This window comes from Lentzea sp. NPDC051838, assembly GCF_040681245.1.
Lineage (GTDB): Bacteria > Actinomycetota > Actinomycetes > Mycobacteriales > Pseudonocardiaceae > Lentzea.
The window spans coordinates 94,137-111,508 of the sequence record NZ_JBFAYI010000024.1 but is presented as its reverse complement, the minus strand read 5'-3'; the positions used below and the strand labels follow the sequence as shown (position 1 = coordinate 111,508).

Here is a 17,372-nt window from a genome sequence, read left to right as displayed (position 1 = left end):
CCCGGGGCGGCTCCAGTTCAACGCTCTTCTAGCAGGTGCCGATCCACGAGCACTCGACGTCGAAGCGCTCCTTGGCCGGAACCTTGGTGCGCTCCTGTGCCGGAGCGGTGCGCTGCTGCGGCACGGTCTTCTGCTCGATCTTCGGCGTGGCCACCTGGGCACCGCCGTCGGACGCGAGCCTGACCGCGACCTTGTCCTCGATCGTCTTCGGGCTTACCCACAAGACAACGTTGTTCTGCACCAACGAGAACACCAGCTGACGGCCGGCCGCCGTGGTGACGTAGCCGCTCAGCGCCGAGACACCGGACATCGATCCGGACTTGGCGATCACGTTGCCCTCGGCGGGCGTGCCCTTCATGCGGTTGACCAGCGTGCCGTCGCGGCCCGCCACCGGCAGCGACGACTGCCACGTGCCGAACCACGGCTTGGTCTTCGCCTTGATCAGGATCGACGCCAGGTCGTCCGGCGACATCTGGTCCATTCGGGACATGCCGGAACCGTCGAAGATCTCGACCCAGTTCGGGTCGACACCCAGACCGGCCCACTTGCGGCTGAGCTGGTTGACGCCGTTGGTGAACGAGCCACCCGCGGACTTCACCAGCACCTCGGCCAGCATGTTGTTGCTGTTCTTCAGCAACGGGTTGATCAGCTGGCCCAGTGGCATCGACGTCTCGGTCGCGAGCACCGCGGCGCCCTGCGGAGCCTTGCCCTTCTTGACCCCACCCACGACCTGAATGCCGTTGTCCTGCAACGCCTTCTGGAACACCGAACCGACCACGGAGGTCGGATCCTTGACCGTGGCCAGCGCCGTCGTCTCCACCCAGGTGGAACCGCTGACGTTGATCACGTTGGTGCCGTGCTCGCGCTCGACGCTGATCCCTGCGTCACCGTTGGTGGTGGCCGTGTTCCGGATCTGCACCTGGTCGTTCGCCGGCTCGACGCTCACCTGAACCGGGGCACCGGTCGCGGCACCCGGCTTCACGCGCACGACCACCGTGCCGGAGCTGAACTTCGCGTCCGGCGACAGCGTCAGCGCCGACGTCTCCGCGCTGTACGAGTACGGCTCGTCGTCCCACGCCCAGCCCAGACCGTACGGCTGGGAGTCGAACGCCGTGTCGTCCAGCACGAGCGAGCCGCTGACCGACGTGACACCCTTGCTCTTCAACGAGTCCGCCAGCGCCTTGTAGCGCAGGGCGGACATCGTCGGGTCGCCGGTGCCGCGCAGCACCAGGTCGCCGTTCAGCGTCGCCCCGTTCTGGGCACCCGACGACTGCAGCTCGGTCTTCCACCGGTAGTCCGGTCCGAGCAGCTCGAGCGCCGCCGTCGTGGTGAGCACCTTCAGGTTCGAGCCGACCTGGGAGCGCTTGCTCCCCGATCTCGTGTAGACGACCTCACCGGTGTTCGCGTCCCGCACGGTGATGCCGACGTCGGCGCCCTTGAGGCCGCCGTCCGCCAGAATCGCGTCGAGATCGCGGGTCAGTGCCTCGTTCCCGACGGCCACCGCGCCGCCGCTGGACGTCAGGGTCAACCCTGCCGCCGCAACGACGACCGCCCCCAGTAAACGAAATTTCACGCTTCCACCTCTGATCGATCGCCCGACCACAACGTGTGGAAGCTACCGGGACGATCAATCCGCCTGTACGTGTGGGCACCGAAGAAGTCCCGTTGTCCCTGAACCAAAGCAGCGGGCAGACGCTCGGAACGAAGGCCGTCGTAATAGGCCAAAGCGGACACGAAGCCAGGAGTCGGGACACCGGATTCGACCGCACGGACCACAACCCTGCGCCAAGCGGCCTCGGCATTCTGGACGGCGTCGCGGAAGTAGTTGTCCACCAACAGAGACGCGAGATCGGCGTTCGCGTCATAGGCCTCGCGGATGCGGTTGAGGAACTGCGCGCGGATGATGCAGCCGCCGCGCCAGATCGTCGCCATGGCGCCGAGGTCGATGTTCCAGTCGAAGTTCTTCGAGGCCTCGCGGATCATGTCGAAGCCCTGCGCGTACGCGACGACCTTCGACGCGTAGAGCGCCTGGCGCACGTCGTCGACCAGTTCGGCGTCCGGCTTCGCGATCACTTCGCTGGCACCGAACGCGTCGCGCACGGCCTTGCGCTGGTCGGTGTGCCCGCTCAGGCTGCGCGCGAACACGGCCTCGGCGATACCGGTGACCGGGACGCCCAGCTCCAGCGCCTCCTGCACGGTCCAGCGACCGGTGCCCTTCTGCTCCGCCGCGTCCTCGATCACCTGCACGAGCGGGTTTCCGTCCGCGTCGACGTGCTTGAGCACCTCGGCGGTGATCTCGATGAGGTACGACTCCAGAACGCCGGAGTTCCACTGCGTGAAGACTTCGGAGATCTCGGCGGGCGTCTGGCCACCGATCCTGCTGAGGAGGTCGTAGGCCTCGGCGATGAGCTGCATGTCGGCGTACTCGATGCCGTTGTGCACCATCTTCACGAAGTGCCCGGCGCCGTCCGGTCCGACGTGCACGCAGCACGGCTGACCGTCCACCTTGGCCGCGATCTCCTCGAAGACCGGCCCGACGTGCTTGTACGACTCGGCGGGGCCACCCGGCATGATGCTGGGCCCGTTGAGCGCGCCCTCCTCACCACCGGAGATGCCGGCACCGACGAACAGCAGACCCTTCTCCTTCAACGCGGCCTCACGGCGGCGCGTGTCGTTGAAGTGGGCGTTGCCGCCGTCGATGACCATGTCGCCGGGTTCGAGGATGTCACTCAGCTCGTCGATGACGGCGTCGGTGGGGCCACCCGCCTTGACCATGATGATGATCTGGCGCGGCGTCTGCAGGCTGTCCACCAGGTCCTGCAACGTCTCGGCGCCGACGAAGTCACCCTCGTGGCCGTGCTCGTCGAGCAGGGCCTTCATCTTCGCGGGCGTCCGGTTGTGCACGGCGACTTTGAAGCCGTGGCGCGCGAGGTTGCGCGCGAGGTTGCTGCCCATGGTGGCGAGACCGGTGACCGCGATACGTGCTTTGCCTTCCGTCATACGCGACAGCCTGCCGTGTTCTTCAGGTTTACGCGAGATGTCACAGGGTGTTCTCAGCCTCCGTTTGAGCAGGTGAACCGTGTCACGTGCCGGTACGTATGGCTAGGCGTAAGTTGGCTTGCATGACGGAATTCACGAGCGTGGGACGCTCGGCGACCGACCGTGCCTCCAGGTACGGATCGCAGCTGGTGAAGCACTTCACGCACAAGGACCTCGAAGGGTCCTGGGAGGACACCCGCGGCTTCGTGCGCTTCTCCCTGGGCCTGGCATCGTTCGAGGCACTGGACGACGCTTTGGTGATGCGCGTGGAGTGTTCGTCGGAGGAGGACGTGGCCCGGCTGCGGGATGTCGTGGAACGGCACCTGGTCCGGTTCGGCACCCGCGACGAGCTGACCGTCACGTGGTCCTAGGCCGCGAGGACGCTTGCCGCCATACCGATGAGAGCGGTACCACAGACCCGCTCGAACGTCGCTCGAATCCTGGGCTTGCCCAGAATCGTGCCGAGCTGACGCGCTGACGGCACCACGATGACCCAGAACAGCGCGAAGACGGCGACCGTGACCGCGCTGAGGAGCGCGGCTTGCGGGAGCGGCGCGCTGTTCGGGTCCATCGCCTGCGGGATGAGGCTCAGGAACGTGAGCATCACCTTGGGGTTCAACAGGTCGCACAGCAGGCCCTTGAGGAACACGTTGCCCTTGTCCTGCTGGTGCGCGGCGGTGCTCTTGGCCTGCTTGAAGGTCATGAACCCGATGTAGGCCAGGTACAGCGCGCCGATCACCTTGACCGCGATGAGCGCCGTCGGCACCGCGGCGACGAGCGCACTTAGTCCGATCGTCGCCAGCGTGGCGTGGATCAGCAGCCCGGTGATCACCCCGAGAGCCGCTTCAGTGCCCTTCCTGAGACTCCGCACCGCGTTCCCCATGATCAGCACGAAGTCCGGCCCCGGCACGATCATGATGATCAGCAGGGCAACCAGGAACGACGTCCACGCGATGTGCATGCCGTTGATCGTTGTGCGTTGTTCTGCGGCATTCCACCTGGTCAGTACGATGTTCGCTTATGCGCGAACAAGCCGAACTGGATTCGGTCGACTGGCACATCCTGGAGGAGTTGCAGAACGACGCGACCATCCCGAACCGCGCGCTGGCGGAGATCGTCGGCCTGGCACCGTCTTCTTGTTTGCAGCGAGTCCGGCGGCTGCGCGACCTCGGCGTGATCACCGGCTGTCACGCCGTCGTCGACCCGGCCACGACGGGTCTGCCCCTGGAGGCCGTGGTGGCCGTGAACGTGCGGCCGCACACCCGTCCGGTGGTCGCCGCTTTTCGTGCGTTCGTGATGGCTCAGGCGGAGACTCGGGCTGTTTTCCACGTGTCCGGGCAGGCTGATTTTCTGATCCACATCGCCGTTGCGGATTCGACGCACCTGCAGGCGTTTCTGATGGACAAGATCGCGTCGCGGACCGAGGTGCGGAACCTGACGAGCTCAGTGGTGCTGGAGCGGGTGGAGACTCGGGCTCTGACGCCGCCGGCGAACCTGCGGCCGACTCACCGGCGGCGCAAAGCGTGAGCTATCGGTTCAGCAGCAACGCTTCGAGGTCGAACACCAACGGCGCCGGACTCACGAGCTCGACCTTGCCGGTGCCACCACCGACGTACTCATAGCGACCATCCACGAGGACGTGTGCCGCCATGCTGTGCGGATCACCGAGATCGATGATCCAGTAGTACTGGATACCGGCTGCGGCATACTCGCCCGGCTTGATCTCCTGGTCGATCCGCTCCGAGCCGGGAGACACGATCTCCGCCACGAGCAACATGTCCGCGCCGTCGAACCGACGGCCTCCGTCGCCCCAGATCTCCGCAGGCATGACGACGACGTCAGGCCTGCGAACAGTCGCGCGAGGATGAACCTTGAGCACGACATCCACGTCGGTGTCCACTGCCAAACTTTCAGGCAGCTGCGTTTCCAGCCAGTGCGCAAGCCGACGCCCGGCACGCTGGTGCTTGGGAAGGGGTGCAGCGATCACTTGCAAAACTCCATCAACGAGTTCGAGACGACGACACTGTTCCTCTGGCATCGCGTCCCACTCGTCCAGGCTCACCAGGTGATTCGGCCGCATTTCCGCGGTCATGTGGACACCCTTTCTTCCGCCTTGGAGTCTCTCGCCACCAGCTCACTCCAGTATCTGCCTTGGAGGAACTCCATGCGATCACTCACAAGGGCAGAGGTCGCCTACCGCCGCCGGATCAGGGCGTCGAGGTCGAGCGACATCGGTACCGGATCCACCACGTCGAGCATCCCGGTGCCGCCGGCAGCGAGTGCGTACCGCCCGTCCACCAACGAATACGCAGCCATGCTGACCGGATCATCAGGAGCGACGATCCAGTAGTTCGGGATTCCCGCCGCCGCGTACTCGCGCAGCTTGACCCGCAGGTCGACGTCCTCCGATTCCTCTTGCAGCACCTCGGCGACCAGCACCACGTCCTCAGCGTCGAACCGGGTCACGTCGTCCCGGAACGCCTCGACCCGCGCCACGACGACGTCCGGCTTGCGCATCATCGGCCACTTGTCGTCCCTGAGCAGGACGTCGAACGAGTGCAGCACGTCGAGACCGGCCGGCAGTTGCTCGTCCAACTGACACAAGAGCTTCATGAGTGCGTGTTGGTGACGCGGGTACCGCGGCGGCATCTCCACCAGCTCTCCGTCGACGAGTTCGTGCCGACGGCAGGTGTCTTCGGTCATGGCGTCGTAGTCAGCCAAAGTGATGATCACGCCAGATCATCGACGCAAGGCAACTCAGCCTTGATCACTCGAACAGGTGTTCGACCTCAGTCGTCCTCGTCGTCGAACGGTTCGTCGCTCCACCGCCACCCAGCGGTTCCGTCCGCGTAGATCCGCAGCCAGAACTCGGGCACCTGCTCGCCGTCCGGGTACGTCATGGTGAACAACTCGCAGACCCGTTCGTCGAGCACAGCGGCCCGCTCGTACTCCTCGGCGTCGAGCGCCTGCTCCAGCTCCAGGAACACCGGCCGGAACTCGTCGAACCCCGGCAGAGTCTCGACACGGGCGTGCATCCAAGGGAAGTCCCCACCGGTCACCGTCAGCAAAGCGACCACCTGGGAACCGCGGTGCAGCCGCCACACATCGCTCATGACGGCTTGAGAACCCGGATCAGCCCCTCCTGCACCACGGTCGCGACGAGCTGACCGTCCTGCGAGAAGAACCGCCCGGTCGCCAGCCCGCGATTGCCCGAGGCGGACGGCGACGAGGTGTCGTACAGCAGCCACTCGTCGGCGCGGAACGGGCGGTGGAACCACATCGCGTGGTCCAGCGAGGCGCCGAGGACCTTGTCGAGTCCCCAGTAGACACCGTGCCGCGCCAGCACTCCGTCGAGCAGCGTCATGTCCGAGGCGTAGGTCATGATGCAGATGTGCAGCATCGGGTCGTCCGGGAGCTTGCCGTCCGCCTTCATCCACACCTGTGACGCGGCCTCGCCCGGACCGTCCTCACGCGACTCCCACGGCGGCTCGGTCACGTAGCGCACGTCGATCGGCCGCGGGAACTTCGACGAGTGCAGCAGGTAGCCCTCTGCCTGTTCGGTCCACGTCGGCAACGTCTCCGGCGACGGCACGGAAGGCATCGGCGACGAGTGCTCGTTGCCCTGCTCCTCCAGCTGGAAGGAGGCGGACAGGGCGAAGATCGCCTTGCCGTGCTGCACGGCCACGACGCGCCGAGTGGTGAAGGACCGTCCATCCCGGATTCGGTCCACTTCGTACACGATCGGCACGCGCGGGTCGCCGGGCCTGATGAAGTACGAGTGCAGCGAGTGCACCCGGCGCTCCACCGGCACGGTCCGGCCGGCGGCGACCAGCGCCTGACCCGCCACCTGCCCGCCGAAGACGCGCACTGGCGACTCGGCGGGCGACACGCCTCGGAAGATGTTCTCCTCGATGCGTTCCAGGTCGAGCAACGCGACCAGGTCGTCCACTGCGGATTGCCCGCTCAGGCCCGAAGGCGACAAAGCGGCGGCACGGGCAGCCTCGGTCACGTCAAGCTCCTTACGTGCCTTGAGCACAATCTTCGCCGGGCGTTTCGGGCACTCGGCAGGGCACCTCGCGATGCCGACCCCGCGCCCCCATACAACCAGTATGAGGACGCGGGGTCGGCATCGCGATGCACCCGTCCGAGCGCGCGAACCACCCGGCGAAGGTTAGTGCTCAAGGCACTACGCGTGGTCGTCCTCCCCCAGCCGGTGCACCCGGATGAGGTTCGTCGACCCAATGGTGCCAGGAGGCGATCCGGCCACGACCACCATGAGGTCACCGGCGGAGTAACGGCCGATCTCGATCATGGACACGTCGACCTGGCGGACCATCTCGTCGGTGGACTCCACGCGCGGGACCAGGAACGTCTCCGTGCCCCACGTCAGTGCCAGCTGCGAGCGCACCGACGGCTCCGGCGTGAAGGCCAGCAGCGGCAGGTGCGTGTGCAGACGGGCCAGACGGCGCACGGTGTCACCGGACTGCGTGAAGGCCACCAGAGCCTTGGCGTTGAGACGCTCGCCGATGTCGCGGGCCGCGTAGGAGATCACGCCGCGCTTGGTGCGCGGGACGTGGGTCAGCGGCGGCACGACGACCGACTCGGTCTCGACGGCCTCGATGATGCGGCCCATGGTCTGCACGGACTCGATGGCGTAGCGGCCGACCGAGGTCTCGCCCGAGAGCATCAGGGCGTCCGCGCCGTCCAGCACCGCGTTCGCGACGTCGGACGTCTCGGCGCGGGTCGGGCGGGAGTTGGTGATCATCGAGTCCAGCATCTGGGTCGCGACGATGACCGGCTTGGCGTTCTCGCGGGCGATCTGGATCGCGCGCTTCTGCACCAGCGGGACGTGCTCCAGCGGCAGCTCGACGCCCAGGTCACCGCGGGCGACCATGACGCCGTCGAACGCGAGGACGATGGCCTCGAGGTTGTCCACGGCCTCCGGCTTCTCGATCTTCGCGATCACCGGGAGGCGCTTGCTGCCGTTGCGGTCCATGATCTGGTGGACCAGGTCGATGTCCGCCGGCGAGCGCACGAACGACAGAGCGATGAAGTCCACGCCCAGCGAGAGCGCGAACTCGAGGTCCTCGACGTCCTTCTCGGACAGCGCGGGCACGGAGACGTCCATGCCGGGCAGCGAAAGGCCCTTGTTGTTGCTGACGGGTCCACCCTCGGTGACCTCGCACACGACGTCGGAACCTTCGACGTCGACGACCACGAGGCCGACCTTGCCGTCGTCCACGAGCAGGCGGTCGCCGACCTTGGCGTCCTTCGCGAGCTCCTTGTACGTCGTCGACACGCGGTCGTGCGTGCCCTCGACGTCTTCGACGGTCACGCGGACCACGTCGCCGGTGTTCCAGTCGACCGGACCCGCGGCGAAACGGCCGAGGCGGATCTTGGGGCCCTGGAGGTCGGCGAGGATGCCCACGGCGCGGCCGGACTCGTCGGCTGCCGCGCGGACCATGTCGTAGACCTGCTTGTGGTCGGCATGGCTGCCGTGGCTGAAGTTCATCCTGGCCACGTCCATACCGGCCGCTACCAGGTCGCGGACCTTGTCCGGCGTGCCAGTGGCGGGACCGAGGGTACAGACGATCTTTGCGCGTCGACTCACGTCTGAAGAGACTAGACCTCCTTCCTGGACCGATCCCGAACTACTCCTCGGTAATGTTTCGACCATGGGTCGAGTACTCCCGTTCGTGATCGCGGCGTTGCTCAGCGTCGTCGTGTTGTTCACCCCGGAGTCAGGTGTGCCGAGCTCGCCACCCGGAACGGACAAGGTGGTGCACACGCTGCTGTTCGCCCTGCTCGCGTTCACCGGCTTGTACGCGAAGATTTCTCGCGTTCTCCTGCTGCTCGTCGCCTACGCGGGCGTTTCGGAGGTTCTGCAGCAGCTGATAACTCCGTTGCACCGCAGTGGTGACGTGATCGACGCTCTCGTGGACGTGCTCGGGATCGGCCTGGGCTGGCTCGTGTTCACCAAGGTGGTCAATGCTCGACGTGATCGTCGCCGGCTGCGGGCCGACGGGAGCGATGCTGGCAGCTGAGCTGCGCCTGCACGGCGTGGAGGTGCTGGTTCTGGAGAAGGAACCGGAGCCTGTGTCGTCGTTCGTGCGGGTGGTCAGCCTGCACGTTCGCAGTCTCGAGCTGATGGCGATGCGAGGGCTGCTGGACCCTCTTCTCGAACGCGGCAGGCAACGTCCTGTCGGCGGGATCTTCGCCGGAATTCCCGCGCCCGCGCCTGAGGGCCTGAAATCCGCGTACCTGCTGGGCATCCCGCAGCCGATCGTCGCCGGCCTGCTCGAGAAGCACGCGATCGAACTGGGCGCGGAGGTTCGGCGCGGTTGTGCCGTCACGGGAATCGAGCAGGACGACGACGGCGTGACCGTCTCGGCGGCCGGTGAGCGGTTCCGGGCCCCCTACCTCGTCGGCTGCGACGGCGCTCGCAGCACCGTCCGGAAACTGCTCGGCGTCGGCTTCCCCGGCGAGCCCTCGCGGCAGGACACCCTGATGGGCGAGATGGCGGCGGACGTGCCGGACCAGGAGCTCGTCGCCAAGATCCGCGAAACCGCTCCGGCGTTCAGCATCAGCCCGTTCGGCGAGGGCGTTTATCGCGTGGTGGTCCCGTGTGAGGCCGTCAGCGACGACCGCACAGCATCTCTCGACGACTTCAAGCAGGAGCTACGCCGACTCGGGGGCACCGACTTCGGCGTGCACTCCCCGCGCTGGCTGTCCCGCTTCGGCGACGCCACCAGGCTTGTCGAGCGCTACCGGACCGGGCGGGTGCTGCTGGCGGGCGACGCGGCGCACATCCACCCGCCCGCCGGCGGCCAGGGCCTCAACCTCGGCGTCCAGGACGCGGTCAACCTGGGCTGGAAACTGGCTGGCCAGGTCCACGGCTGGGCACCTTCCGGTCTGCTCGACACCTACCACGCCGAACGTCATCCAGTCGCCGAAGCAGTGCTCGACAACACCCGTGCCCAGGTCGCGCTGATGTCCGGCGAACCGGCCCTGCGCAGGCTGTTCACCGAGCTCCTGCGGTTCGACGAGGTCAACCGGCACCTGATCGGCAAGATCACCGCGATCGACCTCCGCCACGACTTCGGGGAGGGCCCTGACCTGCTCGGACGCTACCTGCCAGGCCTCGACCTCAGGCAGGGCCGCGGCCTGCTGCTCGACCGCACCGGACAGCTGAAGACCGGACGCTGGTCGGACCGCGTCGACCTCGTCGTCGAACCTGCCGCGGAACCGTCCGTCCTGGTGCGGCCCGACGGCTACGTCGCGTGGATCGGCGAGGACCAGCGGGACCTGGACGATCACCTGCCCCGCTGGTTCGGCTCCTGACTCACCCCGACGTGGTCCTCGCACCACGCGTTGAACTCCTTGAGCTGCCGCCACGACTTGCGCACCCGGTCGAGGCACCCCGGCTCGTGCAGCACGTCGTCCGGCTCCCAGACCTTCCGCACCCAGATCGACCTGTGCTTGAGCAGGTCGAGGTGCGGGTGGTCCTCGGCGATCCCGCGCGGCTTCGACTTCATCACGTCGCCGTGCAGTGACCAACCCTGCTTGAGCAGCTTGTCGATGATCTTGCGCAGCAGCACGCCGTGCGCGTCGACCGAGGCGCGGTAACGAGCCAGCTGGTCCGGCGCCATGTGGTACGAACCGCCACCGGTCGCGAGTCCCTCCGAGCTGACCTGCGTGTAGTACGCGCCGCCGCCGCGGCCCTTCTCGATGACGCCACCGCAGTGCGTCTTGTAGGGCGTCTTGTCCTTCGAGAACCGCACGTCCCGGTACGGCCGGAACACCTTGCCCTCGCCGAACTCCTTCGCAAGGTCCGCGAGCAACGCCTCCATCGGCGCCTTCACGTCCCGCAGGTAGGTCTCCTTGTTGTCGTCCCAGTAGGCCTTCGAGTTGTCGAGCTCCAGGCCGTCGTAGAAGTCAATGGCGTACTCGCCGAAACCCGTGAACGTCACCGAGTCAGCCTAGTTACATCGCCCATGCGCGTGAAATTCGTTTGAGCGCACACAATCACGGCCATAATCAGCTGAATGGCCCGCCGTATCAACGCGCTCGCGACCTGGCTTCACACCCTCGAGCCGGACGAGGTGGCGGCGATGCTCGTGCACCGCCGGGACGTGGCGGATCGGTACGTCCGCACGTTGAAGGACCTGGCGACGCAGCTCACCGACTCCGATTCGGTGCACCTCGTGGAGGACACGCTCGACCAGGGCGCGCTGGACGTGCTCGGCGCGATCGTGGCGCGGGGCAACGCCGGCACGATCGACGCGGTGTGCGCCGATCTGCACTGCACGATCGACGACTTCGAACGGGCTTTCGGGCAGCTCAAGGAACGTGCGCTGGCGTGGCCGGACGGCTCCAGGCTCATCGCGGTGAACTCGGTGCGGGCGAACGGCGCTCAACACGACCAGCTGACGTTGCGGCCCAGGACACCTGCGAGGCGCAAGGCGTCCACGACGTCCCCCGTGGTCGCCGCGATGTCCACTGTGGACGGTGTGGTGCGACTGCTGGCCCACTGCGAACAGGACAGCTTCGACGCCCGCTACACCGGTGGCGTCGCGACGGTCGAGATCCGGCGGGTCGCGCGTGCGCTGCGGGTCGCGGACGGCGTGCTGCGGTTGTGGCTGGAGCTCGCGGTCGAGGCGCAGCTGATCGGCATCGAACGCTCCCGGCTGCTGCCGACCAGGCACGCGGACGCCTGGCTCGACTCGCAGCCGGGCGCGCGGCTCGCGGCGCTGGTCGAGGCGTGGCAGCGGATGGACTGGCGGCCGGAACCGGACCAGGCGCGGGCGGCGTTGCGCGACTACACCGGGGCCGCGGGGCTGACACTCCGGCGCACCGCGCTGGAACGGTTCTCGGCCGAGGAAGCCTTCACCGACCTGGACGAACTGGTCGCCGACCTCGTCTGGGAACGGCCGGCGGTACAGGACTCGCGCGCGACGGCCGCGGTGATCAGCGAGATGGAGTCGCTCGGGCTGATCGCGGGCGGAGCGCTGACGCCGTTGGGTTCCGCGGTGCTGAACAACGGCGACATCGACGGTGAAGCCGCCGAGCTGATGCCTCCCGCGGCGGAGAAAGCGGCGTTCCAGACGGACATGACGGCGGTGGTGAACGGGCTGCCGTCGCCGGAGCTGTCCGCGACGCTGAACCTCGCGGCCGACCTGGAGGACAACGACGCCGCACGCGTGTGGCGCCTGTCCGCGGGGTCGGTGCGGCGCGCGCTCGACACCGGACTGACCGCGGACGAGGTGTTGCGGAAGCTCGCGGCGGTCTCGGAAGCGCCGTTGCCGCAGGTGATCGAGTACCAGGTGCAGGACGTGGCACGACGGCACGGACAGCTGACGGTGACCGAGGTGGCGAGCTGTGTGCGCTCGGAGGATCCGACGTTGCTGCAGGAGATCGCCAAGTCGAAGCGGCTGACGTCGTTGCAGCTCAGGTTCCTGGCGCCCACCGTGCTGGCCTCCGCGCACCCGATGCAGGAGACGCTGGCCGCGTTGCGCAGGGCCGGCTACGCGCCGACCGGGCTCGACGCCGGTGATCAGTCCATTGTGGAGCACGTGGAACGGCGGCGGGCTCCTGCTCGCGGCGAGCGCAAGCCGGACCAGTGGTGGCGGACCGAACTGGACGATCTGGAGCTGGCTCAGCTCGCGATCAGGCTGGTCGAGCAGGAACGGCCGAGCGTCGGCCGGGGCACGCCGCGGGCCAGCGCGGCGCGGATGCTGCGCGACCAGAACGTCTTCCTGCGCGACGAGGAGGTGCTGATCCTGGCGACGGCGCTGGTGGACGGCAACCCTGTCGTGATCGGGTACGCGAGCGGTCCACGGCAGATGGAGACGCACGTGATCACGCCGGCCAAGCACCTCGAAGGCGTGCTGACGGCGGACTGCGACGACGGGTCGACGCGCGAGTTCTCCATCGGCCACGTGCGCAAGGTCGCCGTACTCGCATGAACAGTGAGTGAAGTGGCGGCTTCGCGGGTGATCACGTGCTGATACTGGGAAGATGGCCGATCCGTTTTCCGCCGGGTTGTTGATGGTGCTGGAGACCGTGCTGGAGCGCGTTCTGGTCGGTCTCTTCGACGTCGTGCACAAGGGTTCCAGGGACAAGAAGCGGCAACGCGAGCTGACCAGGCCGGGACCGCTGGTCGAGCGGGTGTCCAGCGAGCTCGCCAAGGGTGAGCTGAGCTCCGTCGAGCAGCACGAGTGGCAGGCCGCGGTGGACGCCGTGCGCGAGTCCATCGAGGCCTCGCTGCCGTTGCGCGACGACGAAGCTCTGCGCGTGATGCTGACGCCCGAGTCGTTGCGGAACTACGTGCACTCCAAGTCGCAGCAGATCCGGCGTGCCGCGGGGCTCTCAGACCACGCGACGGCCGTCTACGACGCGTTGCTGCTGCGGGTGTGCGTGGCGGTCGTCGAGCTGGTGTGGTCGCAGCCGGAGTACGCGCGGCGGCTCGCGGTGGAGATGTTCCGGATCAGCAGGGCGACCGCAGATGCCGTGGCACGGCTCGCGGACCAGCAGCAACTGGCTCTGGTGGCGTCACATCGCGACTTCGAGGACCGGTACGCCGATCAGGTCGCGCACTCGCTGGGTGGGCTGGAGCTGTTCGGTGTGTCGCGCGGGCGTGCGCCGCGCCGGCACTCGTTCGACAGCTCGTACGTGTCGCTGGCGGTCGCACGGGTCGGCGACACGGACGAGCTGACCGGCGCCGGGCTGCCGGTGGCCGCCGCGTTGACCGACACCCCGCGCGTGCTGATCCGGGGTGGCGCGGGCGCGGGCAAGACGACGTTCCTGCGCTGGCTCGCGATGAACGCGCTGGGCGAGACGCGGACCTCGGGCAACGAGTGGCTCGGGCTGGTGCCGTTCTTCGTGCCGCTGCGGCAGTTCACCACGCTGCCGAAACCGGAGGACTTCATCTCCTCGACCGCCTCGATGATCGAGGAGGAGAAGCCCGCCGGGTGGGTCACCGCGCGGCTCAAGGAAGGCCGCGCGCTGGTCCTCGTCGACGGCGTGGACGAGGTGGTGTGGGAGCGGCGGGCCGAGGCGCGGCTGTGGTTGCAGCAGCTCGTCAACGCCTACCCGGACGCCCGGTACGCGATCACGACCCGTCCGGCGGCGGTGCCGGAGGACTGGCTGGAGGACGTCGGCTTCGAGACGTTCGACCTGTTGCCGTTGAGCGACAAGGGTGTGCGCGACTTCGTGGAGGCCTGGCACACCGCGGCGCGCGACGAGCCGGGCCTGACGCGGGACGCGCGGGTGTGGCTTACCGAGTGCGAGACGCGGCTGGTGGCGACGCTGGCGAAGCGGCCGGACCTGCGGCGGCTGGCGTCGAGTCCCTTGCTGGCCGGGCTGTTGTGCGCGTTGCACCAGGACCGCAACATGCACCTGCCACGTGATCGGCGCTCGCTGTACGAGGCTGCTCTGGACCTGCTGCTGGTGCGGTGGGACGAGGACCGCGGGCTCGCGCTGCCGTCGTTCTCCAAGGAGGAGCAGCTCGTTCTGCTGCAACGGTTCGCGTATTCGTTGGTGCGCAACCGGGAGCTGATGGTGCCGCGCTCCGAGGCGGTGCACCGACTGGGCAACGCGATGCGCGGGCTGCGGTCGCACGAGATCGACCCGGACGACGCGATGCAGCGGTTGCTCGAACGCGCCGGACTGCTGCGGGAGGTGTCGTCGGAGCGCGTGCAGTTCGTGCACCGGACGTTCCGCGACTACCTGGCGGCCAAGGAGGTGGTGGACGCGGGTGACCTGAACCTGTTGGTGGACAGGGCACATCTCGACGAGTGGCACGACGTCGTGGTGATGGCCGTCGCGCACGCCCGGCCGCGCGAACGGGCCCGCGTGCTGATGGACCTGTTGGCGGGCAACGACGACACGCGCAAGGACGAGCGCGGCCGGGACAAGCTGCGGTTGCTGGCTCTGGCGTGCCTCGAACAGGCCGACGTGATCGAACCGGAGACCGCACGGGCACAGGTGACTGCTGCCGCCGCCTCGCTCATCCCGCCGAAGAGCTTCGCGCACGCCGACGCGTTGTCCGAGGCCGGGTCGTTCGTCGTGGACCTGTTGCCCGGCCCCGAGGCGACCGAGGCGGCCGCGTACATCGTGCGGACGCTGGCCAACATCGGCGGCGAGGGCGCGTGGGAGCGGATCGCGGAGTTCGTCGCGGTGGACCACGCGATGGTGATCGACGAGCTGCTGCGGGCGTGGCGGAACACACCGGACGCGGAGAACTACGCCAAGACCGTGCTGTCCAAAGTGGATTTCGGTGACCGGCGCGTCGACGTGCGCGGCTGGCACCGGATCCAGTTCATCCTGCACCTGGAGAAGCTGCGGTACGTGCGGTGCATCGGCAACATCAACCCGCTCGACCCGCTCGGCGCGATGCCCGCGCTGCACCGGCTGGAGCTGTGGCAGAACGAGGTCATGCGCGACCTCTCGCCGTTGGGGATCTCTGGTTCCTTGAAGGAGCTGCACCTGAGCCGGTGCCGTCCGCTCGGGCGGATCGACCTGTCGCCGGTGCGCGACCTCGACGAGCTGCACCTGCACTTCAGCCGGGTCGACCTGGCGTCACTGGACGGCGGGACGTTGCGGCGCCTGCAGATCCGCGACACGGAGACGGACGACGGGCTGGCAGCGCTGCCGGCGTTGCCCGCGTTGCGCGAACTGGCGATCGACCACCGCCCGCCCTACTCGCTGGCGGGGCTGGAGCGGTGGCCGACGATCACGACGCTGGAGGTGTTCGGCGTGCCTTCGGCGAGCGACCTGCGGGTGCTGCCGTCGTTGGAGCACGTGGTCGTGCACCAGCCGGAGTCACTGGCGCGGCTGGAGGAGCTGCGTCAGGAGCTGCCCGCGATCCGGTTCTCGACGTGATGCGTCACCACTGGATGTCGGCGAGGCTTCCCAGCGGCTTCCGTTCCGACTCGTCGAGCAGCTGCACCGCGGCCGTGTCCGCCGCGTGCAGCTCGGCCGGGAAGGTGAAGCTCACCCGCTTCTCCAGCTCGGCCACCGACACCTGGAACACGCGGAACTCGTCGAGGTCCAGCGCCTCCGCGAGCACCAGGTTCTGCGTGAGCAGGAACGCGCTGCACCGCAGCTCGCCGTCCACCACGAACGCGATCGCCTTGTAGAACTCGCGCGGGATCGCGACGCCGCGGAACACCCTGTCGTCGACGTTGAACACCGGCCCGCCGTAGACGCTGACCTTGAGGTTGTCGACGTCGACGTCCTCCAGCACCGCGTCTTCCAGCCGGCCCCAGAGCCCTTCCTTGGTGCTCTGGTTGAAGTCGTCCATCTGCGGCGTGATGTTCGTGAAGAAGAACGAGTCCTTGTTCGCCTTCTGCGCCTCCGCCTTCGGGCCCCAGCAGAGGTCCGCCCGGCGTGCGAGGTGCCCGCGGTCGAGCCTGTTGTCGCGGTAGAGCTCGTCGCCGGTCTGGAACTCGGCCGGGATCCTGGGATCCTTGACGAACGGGATGTTGCTGCGGCTCAGGGCCTTCATCTCGCCGCCGTCGATGTTCCACGCGACCCACATCGCGAACTTGCGCGTCTTGCTCAACGCGAGCGAGAAGTGCGTGTAGTCGATCGTGGTCGAGCCGTTCAGCTCGACCGCGTCGTCGGCTCCCGGCTCGGTCAGCACGGGGAGTCCCGCGGCGGTGCCGAGGAACTTCGCGTCAAAGCCTGCACTGGTCATGTGTCGCCCCCTGTTGGTTCATCTGCAAGGTCGACACATCCCATGGGGCCGTTAGCCGGATACACCCGAACGGCCCAGTGTTCATCAGGACTTCTTGACCAGTTTGCCGTCGGGCGCGATCGCGAACCACTCGTCGTCGACGCCTTGGCCGTTCAGATCGCCGGCGACCTGGTCTCCCACGTAGTAGTAGAGCGGCCACTTTCCGTACACGGCCTGCGAGCTCTCGTCGATCTTCGACACCAGCTTCGTGTCCGCACCGCCCTTGGCGTCCACTGTGGACTGCGCGGTGAGTGCGGGCCAGACCGCGATGCAGTCGGCGTCGCACGCGCTGGACTTGTTTTCATCCTTGGTGAATGCGTAAAGCGTCCGTCCCGTTTGGTCGACCAGGATCGGGCCGAGGTCGGACTGCGCGATCTTCACCTCGACGTTGACGGGCGCCTCCTGCTGCGGAGTTGCTTGTGGCGCCTCGTTTCCGCAGGCAGCCAGGCCCGCGAGCAGAGCAGGAAGCAGCAGGATTCCCATACGTGCACGCATCTTCTTCTCCAAGTGGTCGGTCCTGTTCCCGCCGTCGACACGTGCGGCGGCCTCGTTCGGTTCACTAACGAACTTTCTTTGAACCGATCCGCGCCGGGGT

17 protein-coding genes are annotated in these 17,372 nt (G+C 67.5%); 6 read left to right on the top strand and 11 right to left on the bottom strand.

Annotated elements, in window-relative coordinates; genetic code table 11:
• Positions 1-28: 28 nt before the first annotated feature.
• On the bottom strand, positions 29-1,573 hold the full coding sequence (gene dacB, locus AB0M24_RS35785; protein ID WP_363777901.1) for a D-alanyl-D-alanine carboxypeptidase/D-alanyl-D-alanine-endopeptidase: 1,545 nt from the start codon (positions 1,571-1,573) through the stop codon (positions 29-31).
• A complete protein-coding gene (gene gndA / locus AB0M24_RS35780) occupies positions 1,570-3,000 on the bottom strand; it encodes an NADP-dependent phosphogluconate dehydrogenase (RefSeq protein WP_363777900.1) in 1,431 nt (476 codons plus the stop codon). Before gndA ends, dacB begins: the two co-directional genes overlap by 4 nt.
• 122 nt (positions 3,001-3,122) lie before the next feature.
• On the opposite strand from gndA, the gene AB0M24_RS35775 reads away from it, so the two are divergent.
• Positions 3,123-3,410, top strand: coding sequence for a DUF2218 domain-containing protein (locus tag AB0M24_RS35775; protein ID WP_363777899.1), 288 nt, complete (start codon positions 3,123-3,125; stop codon positions 3,408-3,410).
• Here AB0M24_RS35775 and AB0M24_RS35770 read toward each other — a convergent pair.
• Positions 3,407-4,000 (bottom strand): LysE family translocator, encoded by a 594-nt coding sequence (locus AB0M24_RS35770; protein WP_363777898.1) that lies wholly within the window; start codon positions 3,998-4,000, stop codon positions 3,407-3,409. The two genes, AB0M24_RS35775 and AB0M24_RS35770, sit on opposite strands and share 4 nt — an antisense overlap.
• Positions 4,001-4,059: 59 nt before the next feature.
• Here AB0M24_RS35770 and AB0M24_RS35765 point away from each other — a divergent pair, with 59 nt between their 5' ends.
• Entirely contained in the window at positions 4,060-4,566 is a 507-nt protein-coding gene (locus tag AB0M24_RS35765; protein ID WP_363777897.1) for an Lrp/AsnC family transcriptional regulator, read from the top strand.
• Position 4,567: 1 nt separating this feature from the next.
• On the opposite strand, the gene AB0M24_RS35760 is transcribed toward AB0M24_RS35765, so the two are convergent.
• From AB0M24_RS35760 to pyk, 5 genes are all read right to left on the bottom strand, one after another.
• The gene (locus AB0M24_RS35760) at positions 4,568-5,119 is read right to left on the bottom strand and encodes a Uma2 family endonuclease (RefSeq protein WP_363777921.1); all 552 of its coding nucleotides are present in this window, start codon (positions 5,117-5,119) and stop codon (positions 4,568-4,570) included.
• 113 nt (positions 5,120-5,232) lie between these two features.
• Complete coding sequence (locus tag AB0M24_RS35755; protein WP_363777896.1) at positions 5,233-5,772, bottom strand: Uma2 family endonuclease; 540 nt, start codon at positions 5,770-5,772, stop codon at positions 5,233-5,235.
• 56 nt (positions 5,773-5,828) lie between these two features.
• The gene (locus AB0M24_RS35750) at positions 5,829-6,152 is read right to left on the bottom strand and encodes a hypothetical protein (RefSeq protein WP_363777895.1); all 324 of its coding nucleotides are present in this window, start codon (positions 6,150-6,152) and stop codon (positions 5,829-5,831) included.
• On the bottom strand, positions 6,149-7,048 hold the full coding sequence (gene tesB / locus AB0M24_RS35745; RefSeq protein WP_363777894.1) for an acyl-CoA thioesterase II: 900 nt from the start codon (positions 7,046-7,048) through the stop codon (positions 6,149-6,151). The genes AB0M24_RS35750 and tesB overlap by 4 nt, the downstream gene beginning before the upstream one ends.
• Positions 7,049-7,225: 177 nt before the next feature.
• Positions 7,226-8,650 (bottom strand): pyruvate kinase, encoded by a 1,425-nt coding sequence (gene pyk / locus AB0M24_RS35740; RefSeq protein ID WP_363777893.1) that lies wholly within the window; start codon positions 8,648-8,650, stop codon positions 7,226-7,228.
• Between the two features lie 64 nt (positions 8,651-8,714).
• On the opposite strand from pyk, the gene AB0M24_RS35735 reads away from it, so the two are divergent.
• Positions 8,715-9,083: a VanZ family protein gene (locus tag AB0M24_RS35735; RefSeq protein ID WP_363777892.1), complete on the top strand. Its 369-nt coding sequence runs from the start codon at positions 8,715-8,717 to the stop codon at positions 9,081-9,083.
• Entirely contained in the window at positions 9,028-10,380 is a 1,353-nt protein-coding gene (locus tag AB0M24_RS35730; RefSeq protein WP_363777891.1) for an FAD-dependent monooxygenase, read from the top strand. The genes AB0M24_RS35735 and AB0M24_RS35730 overlap by 56 nt, the downstream gene beginning before the upstream one ends.
• Here AB0M24_RS35730 and AB0M24_RS35725 read toward each other — a convergent pair.
• Positions 10,353-11,009 carry a DUF2461 domain-containing protein gene (locus AB0M24_RS35725; RefSeq protein ID WP_363777890.1) on the bottom strand — a complete coding sequence of 219 codons (657 nt, stop codon included), beginning with the start codon at positions 11,007-11,009 and terminating at the stop codon, positions 10,353-10,355. The two genes, AB0M24_RS35730 and AB0M24_RS35725, sit on opposite strands and share 28 nt — an antisense overlap.
• A 75-nt stretch (positions 11,010-11,084) precedes the next feature.
• On the opposite strand from AB0M24_RS35725, the gene AB0M24_RS35720 reads away from it, so the two are divergent.
• A complete protein-coding gene (locus AB0M24_RS35720) occupies positions 11,085-13,004 on the top strand; it encodes a helicase-associated domain-containing protein (protein ID WP_363777889.1) in 1,920 nt (639 codons plus the stop codon).
• 52 nt (positions 13,005-13,056) lie between these two features.
• On the top strand, positions 13,057-15,921 hold the full coding sequence (locus AB0M24_RS35715; protein WP_363777888.1) for an NACHT domain-containing protein: 2,865 nt from the start codon (positions 13,057-13,059) through the stop codon (positions 15,919-15,921).
• Between the two features lie 4 nt (positions 15,922-15,925).
• Here AB0M24_RS35715 and AB0M24_RS35710 read toward each other — a convergent pair whose 3' ends face one another.
• Together AB0M24_RS35710 and AB0M24_RS35705 are read right to left on the bottom strand one after the other, a co-directional pair.
• Positions 15,926-16,738 carry a DNA/RNA non-specific endonuclease gene (locus tag AB0M24_RS35710; protein ID WP_363777887.1) on the bottom strand — a complete coding sequence of 271 codons (813 nt, stop codon included), beginning with the start codon at positions 16,736-16,738 and terminating at the stop codon, positions 15,926-15,928.
• Between the two features lie 84 nt (positions 16,739-16,822).
• Positions 16,823-17,272 carry a hypothetical protein gene (locus tag AB0M24_RS35705; RefSeq protein ID WP_363777886.1) on the bottom strand — a complete coding sequence of 150 codons (450 nt, stop codon included), beginning with the start codon at positions 17,270-17,272 and terminating at the stop codon, positions 16,823-16,825.
• Between the last annotated feature and the right edge of the window lie 100 nt (positions 17,273-17,372).

Bases quoted from the DNA above. Each gene is read 5' to 3' on its own strand.
- AB0M24_RS35710 (WP_363777887.1), bottom strand. From the start codon at position 16,738: ATGACCAGTGCAGGCTTTGACGCGAAGTTCCTCGGCACCGCCGCGGGA.
- AB0M24_RS35775 (WP_363777899.1), top strand. From the start codon at position 3,123: ATGACGGAATTCACGAGCGTGGGACGCTCGGCGACCGACCGTGCCTCC.
- AB0M24_RS35715 (WP_363777888.1), top strand. From the start codon at position 13,057: ATGGCCGATCCGTTTTCCGCCGGGTTGTTGATGGTGCTGGAGACCGTG.
- AB0M24_RS35750 (WP_363777895.1), bottom strand. From the start codon at position 6,152: ATGAGCGATGTGTGGCGGCTGCACCGCGGTTCCCAGGTGGTCGCTTTG.
- AB0M24_RS35720 (WP_363777889.1), top strand. From the start codon at position 11,085: ATGGCCCGCCGTATCAACGCGCTCGCGACCTGGCTTCACACCCTCGAG.
- AB0M24_RS35765 (WP_363777897.1), top strand. From the start codon at position 4,060: ATGCGCGAACAAGCCGAACTGGATTCGGTCGACTGGCACATCCTGGAG.
- AB0M24_RS35730 (WP_363777891.1), top strand. From the start codon at position 9,028: ATGCTCGACGTGATCGTCGCCGGCTGCGGGCCGACGGGAGCGATGCTG.
- AB0M24_RS35735 (WP_363777892.1), top strand. From the start codon at position 8,715: ATGGGTCGAGTACTCCCGTTCGTGATCGCGGCGTTGCTCAGCGTCGTC.
- gndA (WP_363777900.1), bottom strand. From the start codon at position 3,000: ATGACGGAAGGCAAAGCACGTATCGCGGTCACCGGTCTCGCCACCATG.
- AB0M24_RS35770 (WP_363777898.1), bottom strand. From the start codon at position 4,000: ATGCACATCGCGTGGACGTCGTTCCTGGTTGCCCTGCTGATCATCATG.
- AB0M24_RS35760 (WP_363777921.1), bottom strand. From the start codon at position 5,119: ATGCGGCCGAATCACCTGGTGAGCCTGGACGAGTGGGACGCGATGCCA.
- AB0M24_RS35705 (WP_363777886.1), bottom strand. From the start codon at position 17,272: ATGCGTGCACGTATGGGAATCCTGCTGCTTCCTGCTCTGCTCGCGGGC.